This window comes from Companilactobacillus mindensis DSM 14500, from assembly GCF_001434275.1.
Taxonomy (GTDB): domain Bacteria; phylum Bacillota; class Bacilli; order Lactobacillales; family Lactobacillaceae; genus Companilactobacillus; species Companilactobacillus mindensis.
Genome location: NZ_AZEZ01000073.1, coordinates 45,979 through 59,264, shown reverse-complemented (window position 1 = coordinate 59,264; position 13,286 = coordinate 45,979). Strand labels below are relative to the sequence as shown.

At 37.8% G+C, this 13,286-nt stretch carries 18 protein-coding genes; all 18 read right to left on the bottom strand.

Annotation, left to right across the window (positions count from 1 at the left end):
* Window positions 1-41: 41 nt before the first annotated feature.
* Window positions 42-1,433, bottom strand: a complete 1,392-nt coding sequence (locus FD29_RS06760; protein WP_057888181.1) for a 5-methylcytosine restriction system specificity protein McrC — start codon at window positions 1,431-1,433, stop codon at window positions 42-44.
* Window position 1,434: 1 nt separating this feature from the next.
* Window positions 1,435-2,970, bottom strand: a complete 1,536-nt coding sequence (locus FD29_RS06755) for an McrB family protein (protein ID WP_057888180.1) — start codon at window positions 2,968-2,970, stop codon at window positions 1,435-1,437.
* 250 nt (window positions 2,971-3,220) lie between these two features.
* Window positions 3,221-3,730 carry a GNAT family N-acetyltransferase gene (locus tag FD29_RS06750; RefSeq protein WP_057888179.1) on the bottom strand — a complete coding sequence of 170 codons (510 nt, stop codon included), beginning with the start codon at window positions 3,728-3,730 and terminating at the stop codon, window positions 3,221-3,223.
* An 87-nt stretch (window positions 3,731-3,817) separates the two neighbouring features.
* Window positions 3,818-4,210 (bottom strand): 30S ribosomal protein S9, encoded by a 393-nt coding sequence (rpsI, locus tag FD29_RS06745; protein WP_057888178.1) that lies wholly within the window; start codon window positions 4,208-4,210, stop codon window positions 3,818-3,820.
* A gap of 13 nt (window positions 4,211-4,223) precedes the next feature.
* On the bottom strand, window positions 4,224-4,667 hold the full coding sequence (rplM, locus tag FD29_RS06740) for a 50S ribosomal protein L13 (RefSeq protein ID WP_057888177.1): 444 nt from the start codon (window positions 4,665-4,667) through the stop codon (window positions 4,224-4,226).
* Between the two features lie 126 nt (window positions 4,668-4,793).
* Window positions 4,794-5,540, bottom strand: a complete 747-nt coding sequence (gene truA / locus FD29_RS06735) for a tRNA pseudouridine(38-40) synthase TruA (protein WP_057888176.1) — start codon at window positions 5,538-5,540, stop codon at window positions 4,794-4,796.
* A gap of 3 nt (window positions 5,541-5,543) precedes the next feature.
* Complete coding sequence (locus tag FD29_RS06730; protein ID WP_057888175.1) at window positions 5,544-6,341, bottom strand: energy-coupling factor transporter transmembrane component T family protein; 798 nt, start codon at window positions 6,339-6,341, stop codon at window positions 5,544-5,546.
* Window positions 6,342-7,196 carry an energy-coupling factor transporter ATPase gene (locus FD29_RS06725; RefSeq protein WP_057888174.1) on the bottom strand — a complete coding sequence of 285 codons (855 nt, stop codon included), beginning with the start codon at window positions 7,194-7,196 and terminating at the stop codon, window positions 6,342-6,344.
* Window positions 7,172-8,005 carry an energy-coupling factor ABC transporter ATP-binding protein gene (locus FD29_RS06720; protein ID WP_057888173.1) on the bottom strand — a complete coding sequence of 278 codons (834 nt, stop codon included), beginning with the start codon at window positions 8,003-8,005 and terminating at the stop codon, window positions 7,172-7,174. The genes FD29_RS06725 and FD29_RS06720 overlap by 25 nt, the downstream gene beginning before the upstream one ends.
* Before the next feature lie 187 nt (window positions 8,006-8,192).
* Window positions 8,193-8,573, bottom strand: a complete 381-nt coding sequence (gene rplQ / locus FD29_RS06715; RefSeq protein WP_057881450.1) for a 50S ribosomal protein L17 — start codon at window positions 8,571-8,573, stop codon at window positions 8,193-8,195.
* A 30-nt stretch (window positions 8,574-8,603) separates the two neighbouring features.
* Window positions 8,604-9,542: a DNA-directed RNA polymerase subunit alpha gene (locus FD29_RS06710; protein WP_057888172.1), complete on the bottom strand. Its 939-nt coding sequence runs from the start codon at window positions 9,540-9,542 to the stop codon at window positions 8,604-8,606.
* Between the two features lie 63 nt (window positions 9,543-9,605).
* A complete protein-coding gene (gene rpsK / locus FD29_RS06705) occupies window positions 9,606-9,992 on the bottom strand; it encodes a 30S ribosomal protein S11 (RefSeq protein WP_057881448.1) in 387 nt (128 codons plus the stop codon).
* A gap of 23 nt (window positions 9,993-10,015) precedes the next feature.
* Window positions 10,016-10,381: a 30S ribosomal protein S13 gene (rpsM, locus tag FD29_RS06700; RefSeq protein WP_057888171.1), complete on the bottom strand. Its 366-nt coding sequence runs from the start codon at window positions 10,379-10,381 to the stop codon at window positions 10,016-10,018.
* 22 nt (window positions 10,382-10,403) lie between these two features.
* The gene (gene rpmJ / locus FD29_RS11270; protein ID WP_010018546.1) at window positions 10,404-10,520 is read right to left on the bottom strand and encodes a 50S ribosomal protein L36; all 117 of its coding nucleotides are present in this window, start codon (window positions 10,518-10,520) and stop codon (window positions 10,404-10,406) included.
* Between the two features lie 32 nt (window positions 10,521-10,552).
* Complete coding sequence (gene infA, locus FD29_RS06695) at window positions 10,553-10,771, bottom strand: translation initiation factor IF-1 (protein WP_010018544.1); 219 nt, start codon at window positions 10,769-10,771, stop codon at window positions 10,553-10,555.
* 95 nt (window positions 10,772-10,866) lie between these two features.
* Window positions 10,867-11,520, bottom strand: coding sequence for an adenylate kinase (locus tag FD29_RS06690; protein ID WP_057888170.1), 654 nt, complete (start codon window positions 11,518-11,520; stop codon window positions 10,867-10,869).
* Between the two features lie 22 nt (window positions 11,521-11,542).
* Window positions 11,543-12,838, bottom strand: coding sequence for a preprotein translocase subunit SecY (gene secY / locus FD29_RS06685; protein WP_057888169.1), 1,296 nt, complete (start codon window positions 12,836-12,838; stop codon window positions 11,543-11,545).
* Entirely contained in the window at window positions 12,838-13,278 is a 441-nt protein-coding gene (rplO, locus tag FD29_RS06680) for a 50S ribosomal protein L15 (RefSeq protein ID WP_057888168.1), read from the bottom strand. Before rplO ends, secY begins: the two co-directional genes overlap by 1 nt.
* Window positions 13,279-13,286 lie beyond the last annotated feature (8 nt).

Here is a 13,286-nt window from a genome sequence, read left to right as displayed (position 1 = left end):
AATATTGGCTCTTTTGCTTATGTATTAAATTTTTCCATACCCTAATCGTTATAGCGCTTATTTATATAGTTTCCAAAAGCTGCTTCACTCTTTTTCATGGCTGATTCAAAACTAGCAAAATCTGCAATATTCTGAGGAATCATCAATCCATATTTGAAAATTTTTGCACCATAACCATTTAAAACTCCAATCAAAGTTTCCCCTTGTCCTTTAGTCGTGGCCGGGTAAATAACGCTGGCGCTGCGGTATTTTTGGATATACATATAAGTAATCATCTGATTCAAATCATTTCGTTGCAGCCCACCTTTGCTGTCCTTGTTGTCGCCATCATTATCCAAACCTTTTTTATATTTTCCATCCAATACGAATTTACCTTCAGTTGAAAAGAAATCTGGATAAACCAAACGTCTCCCCTTAGAACTTTCTGTATCAGATTTAAAAATATAAAATGGATTTTTCTTATCCAATTCCGTTCGATTATCAGCTCGATTATGTGGATGTTGAATTCCTTTATCTTTCATCAAAGTATTCAAATACTCTTCCCACAACCAAGCAACATCAAAGATAATTCCGTGAATCGTTTGATCATCCCCATCACCGAGATTATTTTTTTGGTGTCTTAAAATCATCAAACAGAGTCGTTGTAGATCACGATATTCCGTATAGAAAGCATGTCGTACCGGTGTTAATTGATTTTTAATAATCACCTTCTGCCGTTTACCAATACTATACGACGGCGTTGACCGGATAACGGCTGCCACATTATGTCTCACTTCATCGGATGAATTCAAAATCTGATTTCCATTTCTTGAAGATGACTGAATATACTCAATCGTGTGCCGTATCAGTTCCATGACATTGTTGTCACCAGTGTACTCTCGCGTCGAATAAGCAACTTTGCCAGTAAACGGCGTATTTTGCTTAATATGGCGAGCAATATCGATTGTTCCTTTGATATTGGCATCATTATATTCAAACCGTTGATATTGCCGTAAAACCCCTTTTTTCAAAGCCGCATTAAGGTAACTCGGAAAAATATATCGTAACAAATCATATAACTCTAATTTATTAGATGTATCGGTTTCCAAATTTGTAACATTGATATTTAGGACTCTTTTTAACATATAATGTAAAAAATTATCGCCCATGCCTTCAGTTGAAAACCGTGAGTGAATATTTAACCGTTCCTGCCCATAACCAATAAAACCAATGACATTTTGAAATTGAATCGTTCCGTTATACGTTTTAACGATCATAGCATCCTTATCCAAATCACCACTCTCAGAAATATCATTTGGAAAAAGTAATAAATTACTGCTTTGAGCCAAGTTTTCCAACGTGTTATTGCTCAATTTATTTAACAATTTTGGATAAGTATTTTTGATAGTCTGAACAGCTTCACCTTTAAATGAAGTATTATCCGTTATCCACATATTATTCGACCTCTTTATGGTCAATGGTCTCTTCTGTTTTATCGTTCTTATAGGCTTTTTCCAAAGCAATCATATTTTCAGTTTCATTAGCTGTGCCACGTAAATATTCTGACAACAATGGTTCTAAGAAATCATTCCAGAGAACTTCATATTTGTCTTTGCCCAGTTCAGCAAGTTTCATAAAATAACTAGCACCAATGTCATAATCAGAATTAAGACCGTCGATATTCTCAATCACTTGATTAAGAGCTGTCAAACGTTTCTTAGCTTGTTCCTTATCATCATCAGATAACTCACTGTCATCCCACATATCCATCGATTCAGCTGCTGTAACATTGATAAATCTAAAACGTCTTCTCATAGCAAAATCAAATGTATCAACTGAACGATCGATATCATTCATAGTTCCAATAATATAAACATTATTTGGAATAAAGAATTTTTCGTTATTAGAATGTAAATTAGAATATTGAGTATTGATGCCGTACTTCTTATCCCGATATCCCGGATCAACAGAGAAGAATAATTCACCAAAAATTTTGGAAATTTCACCACGATTGATCTCATCGATCACAAAAACAAACTTCTTGTCGGAATCTGCTTGATAAGTTGTTTCACAGAATCTCTTGAAAACACCATCTTTTAATTCAAAAGACATACTGCCATCATCATTGATGATTGGACGTAATCCTTCGACAAAATCAGTGTAATCGTAACTAGGGTGAAATTGGACAAAACTATATTGAGGACTAGCGCTTAATTCCGATTCATCAATACCAATCATCTGCGCAGCAACTTGTCTAGCTATATAAGTTTTGCCTGTACCTGGAGCACCATGTAAAATAATATTTTTAGAACTTTCAAGTTTTTCGATCAATGATTTAACTCTTACACTGGTATTTGGCATATTTTTCTCTTCCTTTACAACCGGATGTTCTTTTAAGAAGGTCGTATAATCTCTAAAAAACTTCTTTAGTACTTCCGTCGGTTCCGTATCATCACTATCATAAATACCCAGATCAGTGAGTTTTATCAAATCATATCTTGGTTGATCTTCATCATCTACACCACTCAAATACATTCTCAATCCGACAACTTCATTTTTGTCATGATTCCAAGTGGCTACAATATTACATCTAGAATTGATCCAGTTAATGTAACTACCACGACTGTGAACTTGAAATCCCCCCGCAATCTTGACATCAATTGTTCCAGTACTATATTCACGATATTTTAGATAATCTTTTCTGATCGAACCACCGTCTTGACCTTTGCCATTCCAACTTTCACTAGCTTTTTTCTCTTCAATAGGTCGGCCGATTTTTGTTAAATATTCTTGAACGATCGGTTCATCCGCATCTTCAATGGAACCTTTCCATTTAGGATCCATGTCTGGATACTTCTTTTGCATCATAACTTGAACATTTCTTTTATCAGAATTAACTATCAAAATATGTACAAAGTATTTTAATAAATTCCTGAATTTTAAATAATCTTCCCTTACGATTGGTTTTGAATTTTCTTCTACGTTATCCAATTTTGCATCCCCCATAAGCTTAATATCGTTATTATATAACATCCCCATGTCACAACTTGTCACATACATATGAGAACGAAACAAAACATGATTAGCCTTCGAAAATTAATATAAAACCGTCTCTGATTCAGTATTTCAAATCAGAGACGGCTTTTTGTTAGGCGGAAAAGCTATCTTTTATTCCGCGTTTACACTGTATATTAATGGAAAATATAGTTGTATTTTAAACTCATTTCTTATTATTCACATATTAAGCCGTCAAAATCTTCTCCATAACAACGACCGTATACCCTGGAACTTTAATCTCTCGGCCATCTTTAACAAAGCCAGTCTTCAACAAGAACTTTTCACTCTGTTCATTACCCTTGCCATAAGCCAATTCGATTCGCTTGATGCCTGACTTTAACAATTCGCCATTCAAACTATCGATGATCTTTGTGCCAATACCTTGTCTCTGATACTTAGCGTCGACCATGAAGAAGCCGATCCAAGCACTGGTATTATTGGGATAGCCTGTGATCAAATCCAAGATGGCTATCAAATCATTGCCGTCAAAGAAACCTAGATAATATTTGTCGTCCAAATTTTTGTTGGCTGGCACGACCTTCATATCCTCTAAAATCGAGTGTCTAGTCGCCTGTGGTGGACAATAGGCAAAGTACAGCGGATTGCTTTGAACTAGCGCATAGGCTTTGTTAGCATCTTTAGCATCTAATTTTCTAACTTGATAACTTGTGGATAACTTTTCAATATTCAACATATCACTCTCCTCCGTTATTAATATATAACAAAAAAACATCCCTCACACTGAGAGATGTTTTTAAAATCAAACCGATAATAGTAAATATTAACGTTTTGAGAATTGTGAAGCCTTACGGGCTTTCTTGAGACCTGGTTTCTTACGTTCCTTCATACGAGGGTCACGTGTTAAGAAGCCGGCTGACTTGAGTGATGGTCTGAAATCAGGATCTACATCAAGTAGGGCTCTTGCGATACCATGTCTAATTGCTCCAGCTTGTCCTGAGAAGCCACCACCGTTAACGTTAGCAATAACGTCATAGTTGTCAGCTGTTTCAGTAACATCTAGAGGTTGTTTCATATCAGCAATCAAATTGTCAAAAGGAATGTAATCTTTGACATCACGTTTGTTGATAGTAATCTTTCCGTTTCCGGGTACTAGGCGTACACGAGCAACTGAATCCTTGCGACGACCTGTTCCGGCGTATGATACTTGTGCCAAATTCTTTTCCTCCTTAGATTAGTTTGTTGATATCCAACATTTCTGGATTTTGTGCTTGGTGTTGGTGATCAGAACCTGCATATACGTGCAACTTCTTGATTTCTTGACGACCAAGAGTGTTCTTAGGTAACATACCACGAATTGAGTCTTCTACGAAGCGTTCTGGCTTAGTAGCTCTCTTTTCGCCGGCTGAAATACTCTTCAACCCACCTGGGTGATCTGAGTGAGAATAATAAATCTTATTCTTAGCTTTCTTACCTGTTAATCTAACTTTATCTGCATTGATGATAATAACATTATCACCTGTATCAACGTTAGGTGTGTAAGTTGGTTTGTTCTTACCTCTAAGAATAGAAGCAACAACTGATGAAAGTCTACCTAAGACAACATCTTCACCGTCAATTACATACCATTTACGTTCAACTTCACTTGCTTTTGCTAATGGTGTTGTACGCACTATAAATTCCTCCAGTTTCTACGTCTGTTTGACAACCTAATAAGTTTCCGGGGCTTATCGTGGGGCAAACAATACCAGTTACAATAATACTGTGATTTCTATATTAAGTCAATATTTATCCACAGATTAATCGTAAAAAACTTCTTTTAAATATAGCCCACTTGCAGGTGCTGTGCCACGTGCCTCTTGGCGATCCTTTACTTCAAACAATCGCAAGAAGTCATGAACATCCCTGCGCCCATTACCGATCTCTAACAGAGTAGCAACTAAAATTCTAACCATATTATATAGGAAGCCATTGCCCGTAAATTCAAAAATTAGTTCGTCATTGCTCTTATTATACACGGCTGTCGCAGAATAGATAGTCCTAACTTTATTTTCTATCATTCCACCTGAAGCCGCAAAACTCGTGAAATCGTGTTCACCAACTAGATCTTTCAAGGCAACTTGAATTTTATCTACATCCAAATCATAGGCGTAATGCCCAGTATAAAAACGTTTGAACGGATCAGTGTAGTGAGTACAGGAGACTCGATATTGATAAGTTTTTTTCGTCACTCCAAAACGAGCGTGAAAATTATCATCGACGATCTCACTATCTTTAGCCAAAACATCCAATGGCATCAAAGAATTGATAGCTCTGAGCATGTTTTCAGCTGGGATTTGACCGGGATAGTCAAAGTGGATCACTTGACCTAAAGCATGCACGCCCGCGTCAGTTCGCCCCGAACCAACTACATCGACGTGTTTTCCTTTAGTCATCTTTGTCAAAGCTTTCTCAACGACGCCTTGAACGGTACGCAGATCATTTTGACGCTGAAAACCATGAAACTTAGTCCCATCATAAGCGATGGTCAGTTTGTATCTTGTCATAAATTAATAACTCCGTAAAAATAATAAAATAATTGTTACTACGGCCATAAACAGCACCATCAAATTGTCGCGTTTATCCCAACTGAGTACTCGGTACTTGCTGCGGCCCTCGCCATCTTTGTAGCCTCTTGATTCCATCGCAATTGCCAGATCATAAGCAATCGAGAAACTGCTGACGAACAATGGAATCAGGATCGGTACAAACGACTTGATCCGCTTGATCAATACACCTTCACCAAAGTCGACTCCCCGAGCTCTCTGGGCATCCATGATCTTGGTGGTTTCATCTACTAATAACGGCACGAATCTTAACGCAATCGACAACATTAAAGCTACCTGAGTAACTGGAAAGTTGATTTTCTTCAACGGCTTGAGAATGCTCTCGATCGAATCGGAAATCTCGATAGGTGTCGTTGTTAAGGTCAGCAATGTCGAAATGAATATGATCAGAACGAATCTGATAAAAATATAACCGGCAATAACCATTCCCTCTTTGGAGAAGGTCAAAATCCCCCAGTGCCACAGTGGATGATTGCTAGGCGTGAAGAACAGCTGCAAGGCTACTGTAAATAAGATCAGCCAAAATATCGGCCGTAATCCCTTAATAAAGAAGCCAAAGTTTATCTTTGATAAATAAACTGCGAACAATACAAAAGCTAATAAGAACGCATAAGAAGCCACATTATTGGCTAAAAAGACGATTCCTACGAAATAGAATGTTAATAAAAATTTCCCCCGCGGGTCCAAACGGTAAATAATCGAATCCCCAGGTAGATATCTCCCTAAAATTATCTTATCCATTTAATCACCATTTAACTGTTGTTTAATTTCAGTTCCTAACTCGTTGATCGTAATCGGTAGTTTATCAAAGTGAAAACCTTTTTGTTGCAACTCTTTGGCAAAAGATGCACTGTGTGGCAAAGTTAATACGTCATCTTGTAAAAGTTCTTGGTTGTTGAAAACTTCTTTAGGTGGTCCTTGAGCAATTAGTTTTCCACTGTGGATAACTGCCATCTCATCTGCATAGTCTGCGACGTCATCCATATTGTGCGTGATCAAAATAATCGTCTTGCCTTTTTCTTGAAGGTCCTTAAATAAATTCATGATCTCCAAACGTCCAACTGGATCAAGCCCTGCTGTCGGTTCATCCAAAATCACCGTCTCCGGGTCACTAGCCAAAACTCCAGCAATCGCTACTCGCCGCATCTGACCACCAGAAAGATCAAATGGCGATTTTGACAATAGTGATTCATCTAATCCAACTAATTTGATCATTGTATGGGCAGCCTTTCTAGCTTCCTCTTCAGTGGCACCAAAGTTCATCGGACCAAACATGATATCTTTTTCAACTGTATCCTCAAACAACTGACTTTCGGGAAATTGAAAGACCATGCCGACTTGTTTACGCAAGGGTTTGAGATTCTTGTTATTAGTTTCAGAAGTGATCACTCGCTTGCCGACAATAACTTTACCTGATGTCGGTTTCAACAGGGCGTTGATGTGTCTAACTAACGTTGACTTACCACTCCCCGTCTGCCCGACAATGGCCGTAAATAATTTGTCCTTGATCGTCAAGGAAACATCATCTAAACCGAGACTAGCAGTCGGACTATTAGCTTCGTAAGAGTGTGTCACATGTTCGAATGTAATTTCCATAGTTGCTGCTTCAACTCCTCTTCACTTAAATAGCCCTCAGGCAATTTTTCAGTCACCCTTATAATTGACATTAATTTACTTGAAAAAGGTTCCTCAAGGCCATATTTGCGCAAATTAGACCCTAAATCATAAATGTCCACTGGTTTACCATCTTTAACGATTTGCCCATCATTCAAAACAACGATTCTCTGGGACAATTCCGTCTCTTCAATGTCGTGAGTGATCGAAATGATCGTCAGATCCTGTTGTTTTCGTAATTGCTGAACTAGATCCAAAACAGTCTTGCGTCCATCGGGATCAAGCATACTTGTCGATTCATCCATGATAATGATCTGTGGCTTCGTTGCCAAAACTCCAGCGATAGCTACCCGTTGTTTCTGCCCACCGGAAAGAGACTGGGGGTCACGCGTTTTAAAATCGGACATCTTTACCAATGCCAAAGCACGGTCGACTTCCTTGATCATATCTTCTCTAGGCATACCTTGATTCTCTAAGCCAAAGGCCACATCGTCTTCAACTGTTGCACCGACGAATTGGTGATCAGGGTTTTGAAAGATGATACCGATTCTCTTCCGGGCGTCCCAAATATTCTCTTCATTGATAACTTGTCCTGCAATAGTAATGGTACCAGAACTTGCCTCTATCAAACCATCAATTAGTTTTGTCAAAGTAGATTTTCCACTACCATTTTTACCAACGATCGACAGCCACTCATTTTTATAAATATCGAGCGACAAATCTTTGATGGCTGGCTTTTTCGATTCGGGATAAGTGTAATTCAAGTTTTCAATTGAAATGATTTTTTCCAAAAGTTATCTCCCTCAAAATTGTGTTACGTATATAATAACAAATTTGAGCAAAAAAAAATCATTCGACAAATTAGTGTCCCTTTTTAAGAGGATCTCAGAGATAGACTTGGTTGAAAATAACCATCATCTTAACACTCACTAATTCATCAGAATGACTGATTTTTTAAATATTAATAAACAATTATTATTAAACTAATTCAATAATAACCATTGGTGCAGCATCTCCACGGCGTGGAGTTGTCTTCAAAATACGTGTGTATCCACCATTACGTTCTTTGTAACGAGGTGCGATGTCACTGAATAATTTTTGAAGAGCTGATTGAACAATAACTGCATCATCATCTTCTGTAATGTTAGCAACTTCGTTTCTAACATAAGCAGCAGCTTGACGACGAGCATGTAAATCACCGCGTTTACCTAAGGTTATCATCTTTTCAGTTGTACGACTGATCTCTTTAGCGCGAGTTTCAGTTGTTACAATATGTTCATTAATGAGTAAATCAGTAGTTAAATCGCGTAACATTGCTTTTCTTTGAGAACTGTTACGTCCTAGTTTACGGTAGCCCATGTCTATACCTCCTGTTTGAATTTGATATTATTAGTCTTCTTGCTTCAATGATAATCCAAGATCAGCAAGCTTTTCTTTAACCTCAACAAGTGACTTGCGTCCGAGATTACGAACACGCATCATATCTGCTTCGGATTTTTCAGTAAGCTCTTGCACAGTATTGATACCGGCACGCTTCAAACAATTATATGAACGAACAGACAAGTCTAGTTCTTCAATAGTCATTTCAAGCTTCTTCTCTTTTTGAGTTTCCTCTTTTTCGATCATCATGTCGGCACTCTTAGCTTCTTCAGTAAGGTTTACAAAACTGTTTAAGTGTTCTGTAAGGATCTTAGCTGACAAACTAATAGCTTCGCGTGGTCCAATTGAACCATTTGTCCAGATATCGATTGTTAATTTGTCGAAGTCGTTTCTCTTACCCACACGAGTGTTTTCAACTTGATAGTTAACCTTTTCTACAGGTGTAAAAATAGAGTCAACTGGAAGAACACCAATTGGTGTTTCGTCCGTCTTATTTTGTTCTGCAGGAGTATATCCACGACCATTTTTAATTGTCATTTGCATGTGGAAATGTCCACCCTCAGCAACAGTACAAATAAATTGTTCTGGATCGAGGACTTCTAGATCATCATCAGCTTTGATATCTTTAGCTGTAACAGTAGCAGGACCAACAACATCGATCTCGGCTTTTAAACTGTCTTCAGCATATGATTTAAGCTTTAACTTCTTAACGTTAAGCACAATTTGTGTAACGTCTTCAATTACGCCATCAATGGCTGAGAATTCATGCAATACACCATCTATTTGAATATCAGATACCGCAGTACCAGGTAATGATGCTAATAAAACTCTACGTAATGAATTACCTAAAGTTGTACCATAACCTCTTTCAAGCGGTTCGATAATATACTTGCCATAACTGCTATTTTCTTCAACAGAAGTAATAGCTGGCTTTTCAAATTCGATCATTCGGTTAGTTCCCCTTTCAAAACGAAATGTGTGTAGCGTAGTTCATATGGGTATACAACCATTCTATACACGACGACGCTTTGGAGGACGAGAACCATTATGTGGAACTGGTGTAACATCACGAATAGCAGTGATTTCCAATCCAGTAGCTTGTAGTGAACGGATTGCAGCTTCACGACCTGAACCAGGACCCTTAACAGCTACTTCAACAGATTTCATACCGTGTTCCATTGATTCCTTAGCAGCAGCTTCACCAGCCATTTGTGCAGCAAATGGTGTTGATTTACGACTACCCTTGAATCCAAGTGCACCAGCTGATGACCATGAAACGGCATTACCGTTAACATCAGTGATCATAACTAGTGTGTTATTGAAAGTTGAGTGGATATGTGCAACACCAGCTTCAATATGCTTCTTAGTACGGCGCTTACGACCTTTTGTTTGTGCCATGATTAACCTCCTATCTTAATCTATTACTTCTTCTTACCTGCAATAGTAGTTTTCTTACCCTTGCGAGTTCTTGCGTTGTTCTTTGTGTTTTGTCCACGAACTGGCAAACCACGACGATGTCTCATACCACGATATGAGCCAATTTCTTGTAATCTCTTGATGTTCATACTTACTTCACGACGTAAGTCACCTTCGACACGAACCTTATCAACTTCTGCACGAATTTTTTCTTCTTGTTCAGGAGTTAAGTCTCTTGTACGAATGTCTTCTGATACGCCAGCATCTTTAAGTACTTTTTGAGCTGTTGTTTCGCCGATACCAAAAATGTATGTTAGGGCGATAACGATTCTCTTATCACGAGGTAAATCTACACCTGCTATACGAGCCATTAACTATGCACCTCCTATTAAATTATCCTTGTCTTTGTTTGTGCTTTGGATCTGCAGAGCAAATAACCATGACGCGACCGCGTCTCTTAATTACCTTACAGTGTTCGCACATAGGTTTAACGGATGGTCTTACTTTCATATTGTGGAACCTCCATTCCATTAAAAAACTTATTATCTATATCTATATGTAATTCTTCCCTTGGTTAAATCATAAGGGGATAATTCCACGGTAACCTTGTCACCGGGTAAAATTCTGATGTAGTGCATGCGGATTTTACCTGACACATGGGCTAGAACTGTAGCACCATTTTCAAGCTTTACCTTAAACATTGCATTAGGCAATGTTTCTGAAATTGTACCTTCTACTTCAATGACATCTTCTTTTGCCAAAGATATTAACCTCCATACGGGATGAAATTATTCTGCATATACTGGCGAATTATACAATAATTTTCCGTACATGTAAACATTCAAAGCAAAAAGTTTTACAAGTTTTGTAAAACTTTCTTTACTTCGTTATAAACTTCATCTATTTCTTGTTCACCATTGATCTTGTACAACAAGTTCAACTTATCGTAAAAATCAATTAATGGTGTATTCATTTCAATATTAACTTTTAATCTATTCTTTACAGTTTCTGGTTTATCGTCCTCACGTTGGAAGAATTCATGTCCGCCACAGACGTCACAAGTTCCTTCAACCTTAGTAGGATTGTAAATTTTATGATAAGTTGCTCCACACTTAGAACAAATATATCTTCCAGATAAACGATCAACTAATGTTTCAGGCTTTACATCGATATAGATGACAGCATCTATAGGTTTGTTTACATTCATTGCAATTGTCTGTAAAGCGTTAGCCTGTTCAAGAGTTCTCGGAAATCCATCTAACATATATCCATCTTTTTGAACATCAGCTTCAGCTAAACGTTCTTCAACGATAGCTTCGGTAACATCATCCGGAACAAGTTCACCTTTGTCGATGAACCCTTTAGCCTTTAGACCAACTTCTGTCTTGTTAGCCATAGCAGCTCTGAACATGTCACCAGTTGAAATATGAACAACTTTAAAATCTTCAACAATCTTTTCAGCTTGAGTACCTTTACCAGCACCAGGCAATCCCATCAATACAATATTCATTGTCAAAACATCTCCAATTATCTTATCTAATAAACCCGACGTATTCACGCTTCATCAAAAGACCACGTAATTGACGATCCATTTCCAAAGCAACACCAACGATGATCAACAAACTTGTACCACCTAATCCGATGGATTGAGGTAAGTTGAACAAGTTGGCTGCTAATAATGGAAGTAATGAAACTAAACCTAGGAACGCAGCTCCGACAGTTGATAGTCTCATTAATACACCTGACATGAACTTGATTGTTTCATTACCAGGCCAAACACCAGGGATATAAGCCCCTTGTTTTTGTAGGTTTTCTGCAAGCTTTTCAGGATTTACTTGAACAAATGCATAGAAGAATGTAAATAATACAATCAACAATGTATAAATTATCGAACCTGTTGTAGTCTGCATACTGAATATTTCCGTTAATACTTGATACCATTGATCTCCACTGTGATTTGCTTGGAATGCCATCAAAATTGTTTGAGGCGTAACAATAAATGAACTAGCGAAGATAACAGGAATAACACCAGCAACGTTAACCTTCAATGGTAGAAAACTTTCACTACCACTACCAGCAGCACGTCTTGTATATTGAATAGGAATTCTTCTACTTGCTTGTTGAACATATGTAACAAATTGCACAACAATCAAGATTACGATCACAAGACCGACGATGAATGCGATATTCTTAGCAAGATCTGCTGAACTAGCATTTGTAATATAATCACGGTAAATTTGTTGAATTCCACTAGGAAGTCTAGCAATAATACCTGCGAAGATAATTACTGAAACTCCATTACCTAAACCTTTATCGGTAATCTGCTCACCAATCCAAGTAAGAAGCATAGTACCACCAGTTAAGATGATACCAATAGTAATGAAAGCTCTCATATTAGGAGATTTAACTAATCCCAAACCACTTAATTGGTTAAAACCGGCAGTAATACCGATTGACTGAACAAAACCCAAAACAATCGTCAAATATCTCGTTACTTGATTTAACTTTCTACGACCAACTTCACCTTGTTTACTCCACTCTACAAATTTAGGAACAATGTCCATTTGTAAAAGTTGAACAACAATTTGGGCCGTAATGAATGGTGAAACACCCATTGAGAAAATAGAGTAGTTCGATAGGCCACCACCGGTAACAGTATCCAATAAAGGAACCAACCCTGTTGAACCGACTTTATCCATAGCTGCTGCGTTAACACCAGGAACGGTAATTTGTGAACCCAAACGATATATAACAAGTAACATCAAGGTAAATAGAATCTTTTTACGGATTTCCTTTACCTTTAGAGCATCTCTGATAGTTCCAAGCATTAGATCACCTCTACAGTTCCACCAGCGGCTTCGATTGCCTTAGTTGCTGCGGCTGAGCTCTTAGCAACTTTAACAGTTAACTTAGCACTAACTTCACCGTTAGCAAGCAACTTAACACCATTATATTCTTTCTTAATAACACCTGCTGCCTTTAATGTTTCAACATTAACTTCAGCACCGTCATTGAACTTACTTAAATCACTTAGGTTAACAATAGCATATTCCTTGCGGTTGATGTTATTGAATCCACGTTTTGGCATACGACGGAACAAAGGCATTTGTCCACCTTCAAAACCGATACGTGTCTTACCACCTGATCTAGCCAATTGACCTTTTTGACCACGACCAGCAGTTTTACCTGTACCACTTGAAGTACCACGACCTAGACGCTTTCTTGAGTGTCTTGAGCCTGCACTTGGCTTAAGTTCGTTTAGTTCCATTATTGCAC

Excerpts from the sequence above, each read along its gene's own strand:
- rpsM (WP_057888171.1), bottom strand. The coding sequence starts at position 10,381 with ATGGCTCGTATAGCAGGTGTAGATTTACCTCGTGATAAGAGAATCGTT.
- truA (WP_057888176.1), bottom strand. The coding sequence starts at position 5,540 with ATGACAAGATACAAACTGACCATCGCTTATGATGGGACTAAGTTTCAT.
- secY (WP_057888169.1), bottom strand. The coding sequence starts at position 12,838 with ATGCTTGGAACTATCAGAGATGCTCTAAAGGTAAAGGAAATCCGTAAA.
- FD29_RS06760 (WP_057888181.1), bottom strand. The coding sequence starts at position 1,433 with ATGTGGATAACGGATAATACTTCATTTAAAGGTGAAGCTGTTCAGACT.
- rpsK (WP_057881448.1), bottom strand. The coding sequence starts at position 9,992 with ATGGCACAAACAAAAGGTCGTAAGCGCCGTACTAAGAAGCATATTGAA.
- FD29_RS06690 (WP_057888170.1), bottom strand. The coding sequence starts at position 11,520 with ATGAATATTGTATTGATGGGATTGCCTGGTGCTGGTAAAGGTACTCAA.
- rplQ (WP_057881450.1), bottom strand. The coding sequence starts at position 8,573 with ATGGGCTACCGTAAACTAGGACGTAACAGTTCTCAAAGAAAAGCAATG.
- rplO (WP_057888168.1), bottom strand. The coding sequence starts at position 13,278 with ATGGAACTAAACGAACTTAAGCCAAGTGCAGGCTCAAGACACTCAAGA.
- FD29_RS06710 (WP_057888172.1), bottom strand. The coding sequence starts at position 9,542 with ATGATCGAATTTGAAAAGCCAGCTATTACTTCTGTTGAAGAAAATAGC.
- rpmJ (WP_010018546.1), bottom strand. The coding sequence starts at position 10,520 with ATGAAAGTAAGACCATCCGTTAAACCTATGTGCGAACACTGTAAGGTA.
- FD29_RS06725 (WP_057888174.1), bottom strand. The coding sequence starts at position 7,196 with ATGGAAATTACATTCGAACATGTGACACACTCTTACGAAGCTAATAGT.
- FD29_RS06730 (WP_057888175.1), bottom strand. The coding sequence starts at position 6,341 with ATGGATAAGATAATTTTAGGGAGATATCTACCTGGGGATTCGATTATT.
- FD29_RS06750 (WP_057888179.1), bottom strand. The coding sequence starts at position 3,730 with ATGTTGAATATTGAAAAGTTATCCACAAGTTATCAAGTTAGAAAATTA.